14 protein-coding genes are annotated in these 16,771 nt (G+C 71.6%); 9 read left to right on the forward strand and 5 right to left on the reverse strand.

From position 1 onward, the window contains the following. The first annotated feature begins 3 nt into the window (after positions 1-3). The 8 genes from ACFWPI_RS19070 (at position 4) to ACFWPI_RS19105 (ending at position 9,322) form a co-directional block, all read left to right on the forward strand. A complete protein-coding gene (locus ACFWPI_RS19070) occupies positions 4-1,056 on the forward strand; it encodes an ABC transporter ATP-binding protein (protein ID WP_363585425.1) in 1,053 nt (350 codons plus the stop codon). Continuing rightward, on the forward strand, positions 1,049-2,065 hold the full coding sequence (locus ACFWPI_RS19075; protein ID WP_350879925.1) for a dipeptide ABC transporter ATP-binding protein: 1,017 nt from the start codon (positions 1,049-1,051) through the stop codon (positions 2,063-2,065). The genes ACFWPI_RS19070 and ACFWPI_RS19075 overlap by 8 nt, the downstream gene beginning before the upstream one ends. A 172-nt stretch (positions 2,066-2,237) precedes the next feature. Further along, positions 2,238-3,863: an ABC transporter substrate-binding protein gene (locus tag ACFWPI_RS19080; RefSeq protein ID WP_380374694.1), complete on the forward strand. Its 1,626-nt coding sequence runs from the start codon at positions 2,238-2,240 to the stop codon at positions 3,861-3,863. A 117-nt stretch (positions 3,864-3,980) separates the two neighbouring features. Beyond that, the gene (locus tag ACFWPI_RS19085; RefSeq protein ID WP_063347955.1) at positions 3,981-4,907 is read left to right on the forward strand and encodes an ABC transporter permease; all 927 of its coding nucleotides are present in this window, start codon (positions 3,981-3,983) and stop codon (positions 4,905-4,907) included. Positions 4,908-4,983: 76 nt separating this feature from the next. Continuing rightward, positions 4,984-5,898: an ABC transporter permease gene (locus ACFWPI_RS19090; protein ID WP_380374733.1), complete on the forward strand. Its 915-nt coding sequence runs from the start codon at positions 4,984-4,986 to the stop codon at positions 5,896-5,898. A 16-nt stretch (positions 5,899-5,914) separates the two neighbouring features. Then, entirely contained in the window at positions 5,915-6,967 is a 1,053-nt protein-coding gene (locus ACFWPI_RS19095; RefSeq protein ID WP_063347954.1) for an ABC transporter ATP-binding protein, read from the forward strand. Continuing rightward, complete coding sequence (locus ACFWPI_RS19100) at positions 6,957-8,114, forward strand: ABC transporter ATP-binding protein (RefSeq protein ID WP_380374692.1); 1,158 nt, start codon at positions 6,957-6,959, stop codon at positions 8,112-8,114. The genes ACFWPI_RS19095 and ACFWPI_RS19100 overlap by 11 nt, the downstream gene beginning before the upstream one ends. A 158-nt stretch (positions 8,115-8,272) precedes the next feature. Continuing rightward, complete coding sequence (locus tag ACFWPI_RS19105; protein WP_363372537.1) at positions 8,273-9,322, forward strand: ABC transporter ATP-binding protein; 1,050 nt, start codon at positions 8,273-8,275, stop codon at positions 9,320-9,322. 23 nt (positions 9,323-9,345) lie between these two features. Here the strand turns inward: ACFWPI_RS19105 and ACFWPI_RS19110 are convergent, their stop codons facing one another. The 5 genes from ACFWPI_RS19110 to ACFWPI_RS19130 all read right to left on the reverse strand — a co-directional run bounded on the left by ACFWPI_RS19110 (position 9,346) and on the right by ACFWPI_RS19130 (position 15,377). Then, positions 9,346-11,058, reverse strand: a complete 1,713-nt coding sequence (locus ACFWPI_RS19110) for an ABC transporter family substrate-binding protein (protein WP_380374691.1) — start codon at positions 11,056-11,058, stop codon at positions 9,346-9,348. A 133-nt stretch (positions 11,059-11,191) separates the two neighbouring features. After that, positions 11,192-13,513 (reverse strand): peptidoglycan binding domain-containing protein, encoded by a 2,322-nt coding sequence (locus ACFWPI_RS19115; RefSeq protein WP_380374690.1) that lies wholly within the window; start codon positions 13,511-13,513, stop codon positions 11,192-11,194. Between the two features lie 238 nt (positions 13,514-13,751). Next, positions 13,752-14,213 (reverse strand): DUF6113 family protein, encoded by a 462-nt coding sequence (locus tag ACFWPI_RS19120; protein ID WP_380374689.1) that lies wholly within the window; start codon positions 14,211-14,213, stop codon positions 13,752-13,754. After that, on the reverse strand, positions 14,210-15,151 hold the full coding sequence (gene mshB, locus ACFWPI_RS19125; RefSeq protein ID WP_380374688.1) for an N-acetyl-1-D-myo-inositol-2-amino-2-deoxy-alpha-D-glucopyranoside deacetylase: 942 nt from the start codon (positions 15,149-15,151) through the stop codon (positions 14,210-14,212). Before mshB ends, ACFWPI_RS19120 begins: the two co-directional genes overlap by 4 nt. 31 nt (positions 15,152-15,182) lie before the next feature. Next, positions 15,183-15,377 (reverse strand): DUF2304 family protein, encoded by a 195-nt coding sequence (locus ACFWPI_RS19130; protein WP_063347949.1) that lies wholly within the window; start codon positions 15,375-15,377, stop codon positions 15,183-15,185. A 312-nt stretch (positions 15,378-15,689) separates the two neighbouring features. On the opposite strand from ACFWPI_RS19130, the gene ACFWPI_RS19135 reads away from it, so the two are divergent. Continuing rightward, on the forward strand, positions 15,690-16,771 hold a 1,082-nt coding region (locus tag ACFWPI_RS19135), incomplete at its 3' end, for a DPP IV N-terminal domain-containing protein (protein ID WP_380424930.1).

Raw genomic sequence — 16,771 nt, forward strand, 5'->3', positions numbered from 1 at the left:
CCGATGACCACCGTGATCGAGAACAACAACCAGAAGAGCGGCCGACTCGAAGTTGGCACCCCGCTGCTGGAGGTCAAGAACCTCCACGTGGAGTTCCACACCCGGGACGGCATCGCGAAGGCCGTGAACGGCGTCAACTACTCCGTCGCGGCCGGCGAGACGCTCGCCGTGCTCGGAGAGTCCGGCTCCGGCAAGTCCGTGACCGCCCAGACCATCATGGGCATCCTGGACATGCCGCCCGGCAAGGTGACGCAGGGCGAGATCCTGTACCGCGGCCAGGACATGCTCAAGATGGGCAACGAGGAGCGGCGCAGGATCCGCGGCCAGAAGATCGCGATGATCTTCCAGGACGCGCTGTCCTCGCTCAACCCCGTGCTCAGCGTGGGCTACCAGCTCGGCGAGATGTTCCGGGTGCACCAGGGCGCCTCCAAGAAGGACGCCAAGGAGAAGGCCATCGAGCTGATGGACCGGGTGCGCATCCCGGCCGCCAGGCAGCGCGTCGGCGACTACCCGCACCAGTTCTCCGGCGGCATGCGCCAGCGCATCATGATCGCCATGGCGCTCTCGATGCAGCCCGACCTGATCATCGCGGACGAGCCCACCACCGCCCTGGACGTCACCGTCCAGGCCCAGGTGATGGACCTGCTCGCGGAGCTCCAGGCCGAGTACAACATGGGCCTGATCCTGATCACCCACGACCTCGGCGTGGTCGCCGACGTCGCGGACAAGATCGCCGTGATGTACGCCGGCCGGATCGTCGAGACCGCCCCGGTGCACGACCTGTACGCCAACCCGGCGCACCCGTACACCAAGGGCCTGCTCCGCTCGATCCCGCGCCTGGACCAGAAGGGTCAGGAGCTCTACGCGATCCAGGGCCTGCCCCCGAACCTGCTGAAGGTCCCGGCCGGCTGCGCGTTCAACCCCCGCTGTGACGTCGCCACCGACCTGTGCCGCACGGAGATCCCGGCGCTGCACCAGGTGACCGACAAGGACGGCAAGGAGCTCACCGGCCGCCGCAGCGCGTGCCACCTCTGGAAGGAGACCCTCCATGGCTGAGCCCATCCTGGAGGTCAAGGACCTGGTCAAGCACTACCCGCTGAGCCAGGGCATCCTCTTCAAGAAGCAGGTCGGCGCGGTCAAGGCGGTCGACGGCATCTCCTTCGAGCTGGCGAAGGGCGAGACGCTCGGCATCGTCGGCGAGTCCGGCTGTGGCAAGTCCACGCTGGCCAAGGTGCTGATGAACCTGGAGCGGGCGACCTCCGGCCAGGTGCTGTTCAAGGGCGAGGACATCTCCAAGCTGTCCGGCCAGGCCCTCAAGGCCGTCCGCCGCAACATCCAGATGGTGTTCCAGGACCCGTACACCTCGCTGAACCCGCGCATGACGGTCGGCGACATCATCGGGGAGCCGTTCGAGATCCACCCCGAGGTGGCGCCCAAGGGCGACCGCCGCAAGGCCGTCCAGGACCTGCTGGACGTCGTGGGTCTGAACCCGGAGTACATCAACCGGTACCCGCACCAGTTCTCCGGCGGCCAGCGCCAGCGCATCGGCATCGCCCGCGGTCTCGCGCTCAAGCCCGAGATCATCATCTGCGACGAGCCGGTCTCCGCCCTGGACGTGTCCGTCCAGGCGCAGGTGATCAACCTGCTGGAGAAGCTGCAGGGCGACTTCGGCCTGTCGTACATGTTCATCGCGCACGACCTCTCCATCGTCCGGCACATCTCCGACCGCGTCGGCGTGATGTACCTCGGCAAGATGGTCGAGATCGGCACCGACGAGCAGATCTACGACAACGCCACCCACCCGTACACCCAGGCGCTGCTCTCCGCGGTGCCGGTGCCGGACCCGACGGCGCGCGAGAACCGCGACCGGATCATCCTGACCGGTGACATCCCCTCGCCGGCCAACCCGCCGTCCGGCTGCCGCTTCCGCACCCGCTGCTGGAAGGCGGAGGACCGCTGCGCCGAGGAGATCCCGCTGCTCGCGGTGCCCTCGGTGCTGAAGGGCCCGGCCGCGCACGAGTCGGCCTGTCACTTCGCCGAGGTCCGGGAGCCGGCCGCCGCCTGACTCCCCGTGGCATCCCCGGAAGGGCCCGTGGCTTCGCGCCGCGGGCCCTTCCGTCGTTCCGTCAACTCGCGGGGCGCTCAACGCACCCGTCCGGGTGCATTCGACTCGCGCCGTCGACCGGGCGCGCTTCTCATGGGGTGTGATGCGACACACACCACGAGGAGGGACCTCCATGCCCGTAGCCGCCCGTGCTCGCTGGGTCCTCGCCGCTGCGACATCCGTGGCCCTGGTGGCCACCGGGTGCAGCAGCGGCGGCGGCGGAAGCAGCAACAGCTCGTCGGACAGCAGCAAGAGCTTCAGCTACCAGAGCAGTGAGCCGCAGAACCCGCTGCAGCCCGCCAACGCGAACGAGGTCGGCGGTGGTCGCATCATCCAGAACCTCTTCAAGGGGCTGGTCGACTACGACCCCGCCACCGCCAAGATCCGGATGCAGGTCGCCGACAAGATCGACACCAGTGACTCCCAGACCTTCGACGTCACGCTGAAGGACGGCTGGAAGTTCCACGACGGCACGCCGGTGCACGCCAAGAACTTCGTGGACTCCTGGAACTGGAGCGCGACCACCAGCAACAACCAGATCAACAGCTCCTGGTTCTCCGACATCGAGGGCTACCAGAACGTCCACCCCGTCAGCGGCCAGCCGACCGCGACCAAGATGTCCGGCCTGACCGTGGTCGACGACCTGCACTTCACCGTCAAGCTCAGCAACAAGGTCTCGTACTTCGAGTACAAGCTCGGCTACATCGCCTTCTCCCCGCTGCCGGACGCCTTCTTCAACGACCCGACCGGGTACGGGCAGAAGCCGGTGGGCAACGGCCCCTACCAGTTCGTCAGCTGGAACCACAACTCCGAGGTCGTCACCAAGGCCTTCCCGGACTACCAGGGCGTCGACAAGCCGAAGAACGGCGGCATCGTCTTCAAGATGTACACCACGTCCGAGGCCGCCTACGCCGACCTCCAGTCCAGCAACCTGGACGTGATGGACCAGGTGCCGCCGTCCGCGCTGGCGACGTACAAGAGCGACCTCGGCGACCGGGCGATCGACGCCCCGCAGGGCGCCATCCAGAACATCGGCTTCACCCTCTACCAGGCCGACTGGGCCGCGCCCGACAAGGCCAAGGTGCGCCAGGGCCTGTCCATGGCGATCGACCGCGACACCATCACCAAGACGGTGCTGCAGAACTCCCGCAAGCCGGCCACCGCCTGGGTGGCCGAGGGCGTCGAGGGCTACAAGGACGGCGCCTGCGGCGACTTCTGCAAGTTCGACCCGGCCAAGGCCAAGCAGCTGATCAGCGACGGCGGCGGCGTCCCCGGCAACAAGCTGCTGATCACCTACAACTCCGACGGCGGCCACAAGGAGTGGGTCGACGCGGTCTGCAACTCGATCCGGCAGAGCACCGGCGTCGAGTGCCTCGGCGACCCGAAGCCCGACTTCAAGACCGCGCGCGCCGCGATCACCGGGCACCAGGTCAACGGCGCCTTCCGCACCGGCTGGGTGCAGGACTACCCGCTGAACGCCAACTTCCTGTCCGACGTGTACCGCACCGGCGCCGCGTCCAACGACTTCGGCTACAGCAACCCGCAGTTCGACCAGGCGGCCACCAAGGCCGACGAGGCCGCCAGCGTCGCCGACACGGTGACCGGCTACCAGCAGGCCGAGGCGGTGCTGCCGAGCGGGATGCCGGCCATCCCGCTCTGGTACTACCGCACCAACTCGGGTTACTCGACCAAGGTGCAGAACGTGAAGTTCGACTCCTTCGGCAACCCGGCCTGGACCCAGGTCGAGGTCAAGGGCTGATCCCCCGACCCCTCGCGCCGGCCCCGCCCTTCCCGCACGGAGGGCGGGGCCCGGCCCTCCCGGCCGACCGTCCCCGGCCGGCCGTGCACCCAGGGCACGTCTAGGAAGGAGGCTCGGATGGGCAGTTACGTGCTGCGGCGGGTGCTGCAGATGATCCCGGTGTTCTTTGGCACCACGCTGCTGATCTTCCTGATGGTCTACACGCTGCCGGGCGACCCGGTGTCGGCGCTGTTCGGCGAGAAGGCCGCCGACCCGGCCATCGTGGCCAGCATCAAGCACAAGTACTTCCTGGACCAGCCGGTCTGGAAGCAGTACCTGCACTACATGGGGAACCTCTTCCAGGGGGACTTCGGGACGAGCTTCACCGGCCGCCCCGTCTCCGAGATCATGGCCACCGCCTTCCCGGTCACCATCCGGCTCGCGCTGATGGCCTTCGTCTTCGAAGTGGTCCTCGGCCTCGCCCTGGGCATGGCCTCCGGCCTCCGGCGCGGCAGCATCCAGGACACCCTGGTGCTGATCCTCACCCTGGTGGTGATCTCGATCCCGGTCTTCGTGCTGGCCTACATCGCGCAGACGATCTTCGCCACCAACCTCGGCTGGGTCACCCCGACGGTGCAGGACTCCACCGACCTCTCCCAGCTGATCCTGCCCGCGATCGTGCTGGGCTCGCTCTCGCTCGCGTACGTCGCCCGGCTCACCCGGACGTCCATCGGCGAGAACCTGCGGGCCGACTACATCCGCACGGCGGTCGCCAAGGGCCTGCCCCGGCGGACCGTCATCTCCCGCCACCTGCTGCGCAACTCGCTGATCCCGGTGGTCACCTTCCTCGGCACCGACCTCGGCGCCCTGATGGGCGGGGCGATCGTCACCGAGGGCATCTTCAACGTGCAGGGCGTCGGCAACGTCCTGTACCGGGCGATCAACCAGAAGGAAGGCCCCACCGTGGTCGGCATCGTGACCGTCCTGGTGATCGTCTACCTCGTCGCCAGCCTGCTCGTCGACCTGCTCTACGCGGTCCTGGACCCGAGGATCCGCTATGCCTGACATCCACGACGAGAACTCCTACGAGCCGCACCCCAAGCCCGGGGTCTCACACCTCGACTACGCCGGGGAGCAGGGCATGGCGGTCGAGCAGGAGACCCTGGTCGAGCCCGACCCGGCCAAGCGGGAGGAGGCCCGCAGCCTCTGGGGCGACGCCTGGCGGGACCTGCGCCGGCGGCCGATCTTCCTGATCTCCGCCGTGCTGATCCTGCTGCTGGTCGTCATGGCGATCTTCCCCTGGGCGTTCACCGACGCCGACCCGCGCAAGGCCGACCTGATCCACGACTACCTCAGGCGGCCGGACTGGACGGACTTCTTCGGCGCCGGCTGGTTCGGCTACGACGGGCAGGGCCGGTCGATCTACGCCCGGGTGGTGTACGGCGCCCGGGCCTCGATCACCGTCGGCATCTGCGTGACCGTGGCGGTCACCGTGCTCGGCGGACTGGCCGGCATGGTCGCCGGCTACTTCGGCGGCGCCGTCGACGCGGTGATCTCCCGGATCACCGACATCTTCTTCGGCCTCCCGCTGCTGCTCGGCGCCCTGGTGCTGCTGAACGCCTTCACCACCCGCACGGTGTGGAGCGTGGTCATCGCGCTGGCCTTCCTCGGCTGGACCCAGATCGCCCGCGTCATGCGCGGCGCCGTGCTGACCGTCAAACAGTCCGACTACGTGGTGGCCGGCCGGGCGCTCGGCGCCGGGACGGGGCGGCTGATGTTCCGGCACATCCTGCCGAACGCCATCGCCCCCGTGATCGTCGTCGCCACCATCGCGCTCGGTGGCTACATCGCCACCGAGGCGACGCTGAGCTTCCTCGGCATCGGGCTGCAGGACCCGACCATCTCCTGGGGCATCGACATCTCCTCCGCCCAGAAGGTGATCCGGACGGCGCCGTACGTGCTGTTCTTCCCGGCCGTGGCGCTCTCCGTCACCGTGCTGGCCTTCATCATGCTGGGCGACGCGGTGCGCGACGCCCTAGACCCGAAGCTTCGCTGAGCGAGGGGAGCGCAACGTGAGTACAGCCGTGGACGCCACCAGGTCCGAGCGGGCCGCGTCGTACGAGGGGCCGCTGCTCGACGTCCGCGACCTGCACGTCGAGTTCGTCACCCGGGACGGCGTGGCCAAGGCGGTCAACGGGGTCGACTACAGCGTCCGGGCGGGGGAGACGCTCGCGGTGCTCGGCGAGTCCGGCTCGGGCAAGTCGGTGACCGCGCAGGCGATCATGGGCATCCTGGACATGCCGCCGGCCCGGATCCCGCGCGGGGAGATCCGCTTCCGCGGCCGGGACATGCTGAAGATGGGCAACGAGGAGCGGCGCAGGATCCGCGGCCAGAAGATCGCGATGATCTTCCAGGACGCGCTGTCCTCGCTCAACCCGGTGCTGACGGTGGGCTTCCAACTCGGCGAGATGTTCCGCGCCCACCGGGGGGCGTCCCGCAAGGAGGCCAAGGAGAAGGCCGTCGAGCTGATGGAGCGGGTGCGCATCCCGGCGGCCAAGCAGCGGGTGAACGACTACCCGCACCAGTTCTCCGGCGGCATGCGCCAGCGCATCATGATCGCCATGGCGCTGGCCCTGGAACCGGACCTGATCATCGCGGACGAGCCCACCACCGCGCTGGACGTCACCGTGCAGGCCCAGGTGATGGACCTGCTCGCGGAGCTCCAGGCGGAGTTCCACATGGGCCTGATCCTGATCACCCACGACCTCGGCGTGGTCGCCGACGTCGCCGACAAGATCGCCGTGATGTACGCCGGCCGGATCGTCGAGACCGCCCCGGTGCACGACCTGTACGCGCGCCCCGCGCACCCGTACACCCGCGGCCTGCTGGACTCCATCCCGCGGCTGGACCAGAAGGGCCAGGAGCTGTACGCCATCAAGGGCCTGCCGCCCAACCTGCTGCGGATCCCCCAGGGCTGCGCCTTCAACCCGCGCTGCCCGCGGGCGCAGGACCGCTGCCGGGCCGAGGTGCCGGAGCTGTACCCGGTCGCCGAGGACGACGGCGCCCCGCTGGCCGGGCGGGGCAGCGCCTGCTTCTTCTGGAAGGAGACCCTCCATGGCCGCTAACGGGTCCAGCGCACTGGGCGCCGCGGTGCCGGAGGAGGCCGCCTTCGCCCAGGAGGTGCCGCGCGGCGAGCCGATCCTCGAAGTCCGGGACCTGGTCAAGCACTTCCCGCTGACCAAGGGCGTGCTGTTCAGGAAGCAGGTCGGCGCCGTGAAGGCCGTCGACGGGGTCTCCTTCGACCTGAGGCAGGGCGAGACGCTGGGCGTCGTCGGCGAGTCCGGCTGCGGGAAGTCCACGCTGGCCAAGGTGCTGATGAACCTGGAGCCGGCCACCGGGGGATCGGTCCGCTACAAGGGCGAGGAGATCTCCCGGCTGTCCGGGTCGGCGCTGAAGGCCGTCCGCCGCAACATCCAGATGGTGTTCCAGGACCCGTACACCTCGCTGAACCCGCGCATGACGGTCGGCGACATCATCGGGGAGCCGTTCGAGATCCACCCCGAGGTGGCGCCCAAGGGCGACCGCCGCAAGGCCGTCCAGGACCTGCTGGACGTGGTCGGGCTCAACCCCGAGTACATCAACCGCTACCCGCACCAGTTCTCCGGCGGGCAACGCCAACGCATCGGCATCGCCAGAGGGTTGGCGCTCAAGCCGGAGATCATCATCTGCGACGAGCCGGTCTCCGCGCTGGACGTGTCCGTCCAGGCGCAGGTGATCAACCTGCTGGACAAGCTGCAGGGCGAGTTCAACCTCTCGTACATGTTCATCGCGCACGACCTCTCCATCGTCCGGCACATCTCGGACCGGGTCGGCGTGATGTACCTCGGCAAGATGGTCGAGATCGGCAGCGATGCCGAGATCTACGACCACGCCACCCACCCGTACACCCAGGCGCTGCTCTCCGCCGTCCCCGTGCCGGACCCGACGGCCCGGGAGTCGCGGGACCGGATCGTGCTCACCGGGGACGTGCCCTCGCCGGCCAACCCGCCGTCCGGCTGCCGCTTCCGCACCCGCTGCTGGAAGGCGCAGGACCGCTGCGCGGCCGAGATCCCGCTGCTCGCCTCGCCGTCCTGGCTGGGCGGGGCGGCCCGGCACGACTCGGCGTGTCACTTCGCGGCGGAGCGCGAGAGCGGGCAGAGCGCGGCGGAGCGCGAGATTGGGCAGGGCGCGGCGGAGCGCGAGGCTGGGCAGGGGGATGCCGGGCCCGGTTAGCGGCTCGCGGGATCCAGGGCGCGCCCCCGCACCGGGGGTGCGCCCTTTCTTGTGATGGAAAAGAGACGTGCCGCGCAATTCCGCAAGTGGGGTCGGGTCGTTGATAGTTGCTCTGCGCGTATAGGTGCTCGCTGCCGCGCTGGGGGAGGGCTGCTCGGATGGACATGGTGGAGGTGATCGGCGGCGGTCGGGAGAACCTGGTGCCCGGGACCCCGCTGCTGGAGGTCGACGACCTGCACGTCGAGTTCCGTACCCGGGACGGCGTGGCCAGGGCCGTCAACGGGGTGAGCTACTCGGTGTCGGCCGGGGAGACGCTGGCGGTGCTGGGCGAGTCCGGTTCGGGCAAGTCGGTGACCGCGCAGGCGATCATGGGCATCCTGGACGTGCCGCCCGGGCGGATCACCGGCGGGCGGATCCTCTACCGCGGCGAGGACCTGCTGACCATGGGCTCCAAGGCCCGGCGGTTCGTCCGGGGCCAGAAGATCGCGATGATCTTCCAGGACGCGCTGTCCTCGCTCAACCCGGTGCTCAGCGTGGGCTACCAGCTCGGCGAGATGTTCCAGGTGCACCGCGGCGCCAGCCGCAAGGAGGCCAGGGAGAGGGCCATCGAGCTGATGGACCGGGTGCGGATCCCGGCGGCCAGGCAGCGCGTCGGCGACTACCCGCACCAGTTCTCCGGCGGCATGCGCCAGCGCATCATGATCGCCATGGCGCTCTCCATGGAGCCGGACCTGATCATCGCGGACGAGCCCACCACCGCGCTGGACGTCACCGTCCAGGCCCAGGTGATGGACCTGCTGGCCGAGTTGCAGCACGAGTTCCACATGGGGCTGATCCTGATCACCCACGACCTCGGCGTGGTCGCCGACGTCGCGGACACGATCGCGGTGATGTACGCGGGCCGGATCGTCGAGACGGCCCCGGTGCGCGACCTGTACGCGCGCCCCGCCCACCCGTACACCCGGGGCCTGCTCGACTCGATCCCCCGGCTGGACCAGAAGGGGCAGAACCTCCACGCCATCAAGGGCCTGCCGCCCAGCCTCCTGGAGGTCCCGCAGGGCTGCGCGTTCAACCCGCGCTGCAACCGGGTGCAGGACCGCTGCCTGAGCGAACTCCCGCCGCTGGTACCGGTGGTGGACGCCGAGGGCGCCGAACTGCCGGGCCGGCGCAGCGCCTGCCACTTCTGGCGGGAGACCCTGCACGGCTGAGGGCGCCTACGCGTCGCCGCCGCCTACCGCTCGAAGCCGACGTTCTCCCAGACGATGTCGGACAGCCCCTGGGCGCCGATGTTGGCGAGGTTGGCGCGGGCGCCGTACAGCTGCGGGCGCTGGTAGAGCGGCAGCACGCCGGCCACCTTCCACAGCTCGCCGTCGGCCTGGTTGATCGCCTCGGAGGCGGTGGCCGCGTCGGGTGCGGCGGCGGCCCGGTCGAGGGCGGCGTCCACCGCCGGGCTGCCCGCGCCGACGTGGTTGGTGCCGCCGTTCTGGACGAAGTCGGCGCGGTTGCCGCTGGCCGGGAAGGGCGTGCCGAGCAGCGAGTAGGCGGTGATGTCGAAGTCGCCGCGGTTGACGTACTTGTCGAAGAACTCGTTGGCGGCGGCGGTGACCGTGGTGACCTTGATGCCGACGTCCTTGAGCGTCCTGGTGGCGCTGTCGGCCTCGCTCTGCGCCTGGGTGACGCCGGCCGGGATGACCATCCGCAGGTTCAGCTCGCGGCCGTTGCGCTTGCGGACGTCGCCGTCGAGCCGCCAGCCGGCCGCGTCCAGCTTGCGGGCGGCCTCGGCGGGGTCGTAGCGGCTGAGGCCGAGGGAGTTGTCCCGGTAGGCGTTCTGGTTGGCGACCAGCAGGTGGTTGTTGAGCGGGGCGGCGGGCCAGTCCAGGCCGTTCAGGTCGGAGCGGATGACGGCGTCCCGGTTGATGGCCTGGAAGACGGCCTGGCGGACGGTCGCGTCGCTGAGCGCCGGGGTGCGGGCGTTGAGCGTGAGCTGGCGGAAGTCGGGCCCGCCGGCCCGGCGGACGGCGGCGCCCTTGGTGCTCTTGATGGTCTGGTAGCCGGCGACGTCCGGGCCGTTGTTGAAGAGGTCGATCTCGCCCTTGGCGAAGGCGGGGGCCATGGCGTTGGGCAGCATGGCGTGGAAGACGATCCGGTCCAGCATCGGCTTGTCGCCCCACCAGGCGGGGTCGGCGACCAGGGTGATGGTCTGGGAGGCGCGGTCCAGCCGTTCGACCTTGAACGGGCCGGCGGTGACCGGGATCGCGTCCAGGTAGGCGGAGTTGAACAGCTCCGGGGTGGCGAGCCGGCTCGCGGGCAGCAGCGGGGCGTTGGCGGCGCCGTTGAACATCGACTGCCACTCGGAGAACGGCCGGTCGAAGGTCATCACCGCCTGGAAGTCGTCCTTGCCCCGCTCGACCGAGGAGACCTGTTCGAAGCCGGTGTTGCTGGCGGGCCGGTAGGCCGGGTCCTTCCCGTTCAGCGCGCGCCAGTTGGCTTCGAGGTCGCGCCAGGTGATCGGGGTGCCGTCGGACCAGTGGGCCTTCGGGTTGAGCGTCCAGACGACGACCTGCCGGCCGTCCCGCAGCTCCGCGTGGGCGTCTTGCAGGTAGGCCGGGTTGACGGTCTGGGTGCCGGCCGCGTCGGAGCGGAAGAAGGTCGGCAGCAGCGGCTTGCTGACGCTGATCGTCGAGGACTCGCTGCCGTCGGTCTGGATCGGCGACCACTGGCGGGAGAACTGGGCGATCGCCAGGTGCAGGGTGCCGCCCTGGCGCAGCTGGGAGCGCTCGCGCGGGTTGACGTCGATCGAGGTGAGCTTGGGGGCCCCGGTGGCGGACGGCCCGTCCGCGGCGGCGCCGCCCTGGCCGGAGGCGCACGAACAGAGCGTCAGTGAGAGCGACAGGGCGGTGAGACCGGCGAGCAGGGCCGTCCGGTGCTGGAGGCGGCGGCTCATCGGCGTGCTCCCCGAGGTGGCTGTGGCGGAAGGTGTGGCGGAGGGTGTGGCGTCACATCTTGCTGACCGGGAGGGGGAGTTGTCGAGGGGCGGGCCGGATGCCGGCCCGCCCCCCGATCGGTGCGGTCGTTGCTCAGGCGACGGTGAACTTGAAGGTGCGGTCCTTCTCGCCGGTCTTGTCGAGCAGCGAGGTGACGGCGTCCGCGACGTCCTGCGGGGTGATCGCGGCGGTCTGGCCGTTCTTCTTGACCTTCACCTTGTCGAACACGCTGCCCAGCTGGCCGTTCAGCGCGTCGAGGTCCCACTTGGGCACGATCTTGCCGGAGGCGTCCGGGACGAGCGTGAGCGTCTTGGCGGCGACCACCTTGCCGAAGATCCACTTCTTGGTGCCGGCCAGGACGTACACGTTGCCGTTGAGCGCGGACTTGCCGAGGCTGTCCGCGGCGGCTTGCAGGGCCTGCGGGGAGACCTTGGGCTGGGCGGCCGTGACGGCGAGCGCGATCGGCTGGTCGGGCTTGCCGGCGGCGCGGTCGCGGTAGGCCTGCTCGACCACGTCGAGGGCGCTCGCCGAGTCGACGGCCTGGCCGGCCCGGCCGGGCACCACGACCGGGTCGCCGTTCTCGGAGAACTTGACGTAGCCCTCCTGAAGGCCCTGGCCCGAGCCGGAGGCCAGGGTGTCCAGGGCGGCCTTGAGCTTGGCCCGGTCCACCTTGACGTCCGGTGCGACCGCCTTGGTGCCGCCCTTCAGCGACTTGATGACGTCGACCGGGCTGTAGCTGTGCTGGGCGAGGCCGTCCACGGTGCCCGTGGTGTCGAAGCTCAGCCCGGCGACGGTCGGGTCGAGGTTCAGCGCCTGGTCGCCGACCTTCAGCTTGAGCGGCTGCTGGCCGGTCTTGCCGACGGTCTCGTCGAGCTGGTGGATCGCCTGGTCGCGGCTGTTGCCGCCGATGTCGGTGCCGAGCACCACGGTGCCCTTGGGGATGTCGGACTGGTTGAGCATCAGACCGGTGCCGTACGCGGCGGCGCCGAGGAACAGCACGAAGCCGACGCCGTACACGCCCAGCTTGACCAGCTTCTTGCCGGCGCTGGCCTTCGGCTTGGCCTTGCCCTTGCCCTTGCCCTTGGCGGGCGCGGGCGCGGGCGCGGACTCGGTCTTGGCCGGCTGCGGTGCGGGCCGGGGGCCCGGGGCGGGGGTCGGCAGCGGGGTGAGCTCGGTGGCCTCCGGGTCCGGTCCGGGCTGCTGCTGCGGGTGCCCGGGGGCGCCGGGGAAGAGCCCGCCGGGGGCCGGGTGGGCGAAGGCGTCCTGGCCCGGCCCGGCGGGGCGCTGGGCGGCGAACGGGTCGGCACCGGCCGGGGCCGAGGCGAACAGGCCGGGCTGCGGGCGGGCTTCGCCGCCGTGCGCGGCGCCGTTCTGCGGCAGGCCCGGTATGGCGGCGGGCGGCGGGGTGCCCTCGCGGATCGGCTCGAAGCCGTCGACCGAGGTGTCCTCCGGGTCCGTCGCGCCGGCCGCCGGGCCCTGCGGGCGGGCGCCCGGGCGCGGGCCCTGCTGCGGCCGTCCGTCGGGCTGCCGACCGTTGCGCTGCCTGCCGCTCTGCTGGCCGCCGTTCTGCTGGGCGCCCTGCTGCGGGCGGTCGTCGCGCCGGCCGCGGGCTCCGGCCGTGGGCGCCATCGGGGCGAACGGGTCGGCGGTGGGCGGCGCAAAGGGGGAGGCGGCCTCGTACACGCCGGGCTCCTCCGCCGGGGCCTGCGCACCGGGGCCGGCGGGGAACGGCGCGGCGGGCGAGCCGTTCGGGGCCTGGGCGGGCACCGGTCGGCCGTTCGGACGGGCCGCGCCCTGGGCGGGGCGGGCACCGTTCGGGCGGGCGCCGGGGGCCGGGGAGGCCGTCGGCCGGGGCTCGGCGGCGGCGGGCGCGGCCGAGGCCTCCGGCGCGCCCGGGGTGTTCGGGGCACCGGCCGGTACGGCGGTCGGCGCCGGCTCGGCCTTCTTCTGCCGCGGCCGGAACCAGGCGCCGGTGGACTCGGCCTCGGACGTCGCCGGCGGGATCGGCGGGACCTGCCACTCCGGCGGCAGCTCCGGCGGGGTGGCCGTGCGGGCGCCGCCCTCCATCACCCCGAGGACGGGGGAGGAAGGCGCGGACCGGTGCCGCGGGCCGCCCGGCTCGGGGGCGGCCGCCGGGGCCTCCTCGCCCGGGCCGTCCTCGTTCTTGACGGTGCTGCGGACCACGACCGGCGGGATCGGACGCGACCCGGGGATGTTGATCCGGACCCGGGTCGTCAGGGTGGTCTCGGTCTTCGGGCCGTCGTCCTCGCCGCCCGACGCGGCGCCCTGGGCGGCACCGGCCCGGTCGCCGCCCGGGAGTCCCGGTGTGCCGTAGGGCGGGGTGCCCGACGGGTAGGCGTCCGGACCCGTACGCCGGGGCGTCGGGTGGGCGTTGTCAGATTCGCGGCTGCTCAATGCTGCTCTGCTCCGGGTTCGCGGGCGGGCCGTGCGGCGCGACCGCGGTTCGTGGTCGCCGGGCCTGGGCGGGCGGCGGTCGGGTACGGCGTTCTGCGGGACCACCATACTGGGAAGAACAGAGCGACGAACGGCTTCGGACAGATCCTGATACGTCCGGTTCCTCCGGTATGAGAGTACGGCCGTGCGCTCCTGACTGCGCGTCGTGCGCGGTGCCGTACGTGCCCCGCGGGCGGGTTCAGCGCTGCGGGCCGGGCACGCCCGGGAACCAGCCGCTACGGGTCGGCAGGGTGGCGCAGATCACGCCCAGGACCGAGCCGCCGAACAGCCAGCCGAGCGAGGTGGCGTTGGACCACAGCACGTTGTCGCCCTCCGGCCGGGGCACGATCACCAGCAGCATCGCCATGAACCAGCCGGCCGCGGGCAGCGCCGCGCCCAGCCGGGTGCCGGTGACCCGCAGGCCGCCGTAGAAGGTGGCGCCGGTCGCGGCGAGCGCCAGCAGGACCCCCACGGGAGGCCACAAGGCCTGCACAAAGGATCCGCAGACCGACACCGCGACACCCAGCAGGAAGAACAGGGCGTAGGCCGTGATCCGGGCGCCGCGCGGGGGCTGAGGCTCGGCCAGCCGCTCCTCGCGGGTGCCGAGGACGGCCGCCGGGAACGAGCGGCGCGGCGGCCGGGCGGCGGCGGGCTCGGTCATCGGACGCTCTCCTCGGCGGTGGCGGTGGCGGTGGTCGCGGTTGTGGGCAGCGGGTCGGCGGCGGGCGACAGGCCGGCGAACAGGTCGTCCTCGGGCCGCTCCGGCCCGGCCTGGCCGCGTACCAGCTGGTAGTACTCGGTGGTGACCAGCGGCTGGCCGAGGTCGTTGGAGAGCGCGAAGAAGGCGCCGTCCACGGTGATCTGAGTGGCGTGCGCGGCCATCGCGGCGGCCTTGCGCCCGGCGTAGGCGGAGCCGTCCAGGACGGTGGTGACCACCTCGTCGGCCACCACCCCGGGAACGTCGGCCGGCCGGGCCGTCCCGGGGAAGGGCGCCCGGGCGGCGGTCTCGGCGAGCCCGGCCTCGATCACCGAGCGGGGCATCCGGTTCCAGTAGACCTTGGCGATCCGCCAGGCCGGGCCCAGCTCCGGGCGGTGCGTCGGATCGGCCGCCAGCTCGTACGCGCGCATCGCGACCCGGTGCGCCTGGATGTGGTCCGGGTGCCCGTAGCCGCCGTTCTCGTCGTAGGTGACCAGCACCTGCGGCCGGACCTCGCGGACCACCGCGACCAGGTGGCCGGCCGCCTCGTCGACGTCGGCCCGCCAGAAGCAGCCGGGCACGTCGTTGTCGGGCAGGCCCATCATCCCGGAGTCGCGGTAGCGGCCCGGGCCGCCGAGGAAGCGGAGGTCGGTGACGCCGAGCGCGCGCATGGCCGCGGTCAGCTCGCCGATCCGGTACGCGCCGAGGGTTCCTTCCCGATCGGCCGTCAGATGGGCCAGCCCGGGCGGGATCACCTCGCCGCCCTCGCCGAGGGTGCAGGTCACCAGGGTGACCTGGGCGCCCTCGGCGGCGTACCGGGCCATGGTGGCGCCGTTGCCGATCGACTCGTCGTCGGGGTGGGCGTGCACCAGGAGCAGGCGGCGGCCGGTAGTCGCGGTCATGGGAGGAAGCCTAACGACCGCCGTGGCGGGGTCAGAGCTTCAGGCCGTTGATCATCCCGGCGAGGTTGCTGGTGACCTGGCTGATCGACGGCGCGATCGAGCTGGATGCCAGGTAGAAGCCGAGCAGCGCGCAGATGATCGCGTGCGCGAGCTTCAGCCCGGAGCGGCGGATCAGCACCACCACGATGACCAGCATCAGCATGGCTGCGGAGACGGACAAAGCCATGTCGGCTCACACCCCTTCTCGGGTGCGCCACCCCCTGGGGAGGGTGACGGTGGGACCGTACGGGACTTGCGGTCGGGCGACCGGGGCCGGGACGGGCCCGACGATCACCCGCCCGACCAGTCATACCCGATGGGTAAGGGGAGCATTACATTCGGTGAGTCTCCACGCGCCGGGGTACGGGGGCACTCGTGGGGCGCATGGGCCGGTCGGAGGGGGTATGGGCGCCTTTGGGGCGCACTCGGGAACGATGCTCCGAACGAGTGATCACCAGGCGCCCGGCAGCGGGAGTACGGCATCGTAGGGTCTGATGCCATGACCTCCCACACCCCTGCGGACACCTTCCCCCGGCAGTACGCGCGGACCCTGCGCTACACCGTCGGCGCGCCCCGCTCCTTCTCCGTCGCACCGGACGGCTCGCGGGTCGTCTTCCTGCGCTCCCGGTCGGGCGGCGACCGGGCCAACCTGCTCTGGACCCTCGACACCGCCACCGGCGAGGAGCGGATCGCCGCCGACCCGGCCGTGCTGCTCGGCGGCGGCGAGGAGGACCTCTCGCCCGCCGAGAAGGCCCGCCGCGAGCGCAGCCGCGAAGGCTCGGCCGGCATCGTCGGCTACGCCCTGGACGCGGCCGGCCGACTGGCCGCCTTCGCCCTCTCCGGCCGGCTGTTCACCGCCGACCTGGCCACCGGCGTCACCGCCGAACTGCCCGCCCAGGGCCCGCTGCTGGACCCGCGGGTCTCCCCGGACGGCAGCCACGTCGCCTACGCCAACACCGCCGGCGAACTGCGCCTCACCCGCGCCGACGGCACCGCCGACCGGGTGCTCGCCGAGCCCGACGGCCCGAACGTCACCTGGGGGCAGGCCGAGTTCATCGCCCAGGAGGAGATGAGCCGCGACCGGGGCTTCTGGTGGTCCCCCGACGGCGACCGGCTGCTGGTCGAGCGCGCCGACGACACCCCGGTGCGCCGCTGGTGGATCGCCGACCCGGCCAACCCGCAGCGCGAGCCCGCCGAGGTCGCCTACCCGGCCGCCGGCACCGCCGACGCCGAGGTCGGCCTCTGGGTGCTCGACCTGGACGGCGGCCGCACCGAGGTGGTCTGGGACCGCACGGCCTACCCGTACCTCGCCCGGGTGCACTGGTCCGCGGGCGGCGTGCCGCTGCTGCTCGTCCAGGCCCGCGACCAGCGCAGCCAGCTGATCCTCGGCCTCGACGTGGCCACCGGCGCCACCGAGGTGCTGTTCGAGGAGCGCGACGACGTCTGGCTGGAGCTGTTCCAGGGCGTCCCGTCCTGGACCCCGGACGGCAAGCTGGTCCGGATCTCCGACGAGGGCGGCGTGCGGGCGCTGGTGATCGGCGACCAGGCCGTCACCGGGGCCGACCTGCACCTGCGCTCGGT

The organism is Kitasatospora sp. NPDC058492 (genome assembly GCF_042720685.1).
Lineage (GTDB): Bacteria > Actinomycetota > Actinomycetes > Streptomycetales > Streptomycetaceae > Kitasatospora.

What these genes read in the sequence shown, in the direction of transcription:
- ACFWPI_RS19070 (WP_363585425.1), top strand. Translation starts at nt 4, where the DNA reads ATGACCACCGTGATCGAGAACAACAACCAGAAGAGCGGCCGACTCGAA.
- ACFWPI_RS19075 (WP_350879925.1), top strand. Translation starts at nt 1,049, where the DNA reads ATGGCTGAGCCCATCCTGGAGGTCAAGGACCTGGTCAAGCACTACCCG.
- ACFWPI_RS19080 (WP_380374694.1), top strand. Translation starts at nt 2,238, where the DNA reads ATGCCCGTAGCCGCCCGTGCTCGCTGGGTCCTCGCCGCTGCGACATCC.
- ACFWPI_RS19085 (WP_063347955.1), top strand. Translation starts at nt 3,981, where the DNA reads ATGGGCAGTTACGTGCTGCGGCGGGTGCTGCAGATGATCCCGGTGTTC.
- ACFWPI_RS19090 (WP_380374733.1), top strand. Translation starts at nt 4,984, where the DNA reads ATGGCGGTCGAGCAGGAGACCCTGGTCGAGCCCGACCCGGCCAAGCGG.
- ACFWPI_RS19100 (WP_380374692.1), top strand. Translation starts at nt 6,957, where the DNA reads ATGGCCGCTAACGGGTCCAGCGCACTGGGCGCCGCGGTGCCGGAGGAG.
- ACFWPI_RS19105 (WP_363372537.1), top strand. Translation starts at nt 8,273, where the DNA reads ATGGACATGGTGGAGGTGATCGGCGGCGGTCGGGAGAACCTGGTGCCC.
- ACFWPI_RS19110 (WP_380374691.1), bottom strand. Translation starts at nt 11,058, where the DNA reads ATGAGCCGCCGCCTCCAGCACCGGACGGCCCTGCTCGCCGGTCTCACC.
- ACFWPI_RS19120 (WP_380374689.1), bottom strand. Translation starts at nt 14,213, where the DNA reads ATGACCGAGCCCGCCGCCGCCCGGCCGCCGCGCCGCTCGTTCCCGGCG.
- mshB (WP_380374688.1), bottom strand. Translation starts at nt 15,151, where the DNA reads ATGACCGCGACTACCGGCCGCCGCCTGCTCCTGGTGCACGCCCACCCC.
- ACFWPI_RS19130 (WP_063347949.1), bottom strand. Translation starts at nt 15,377, where the DNA reads ATGGCTTTGTCCGTCTCCGCAGCCATGCTGATGCTGGTCATCGTGGTG.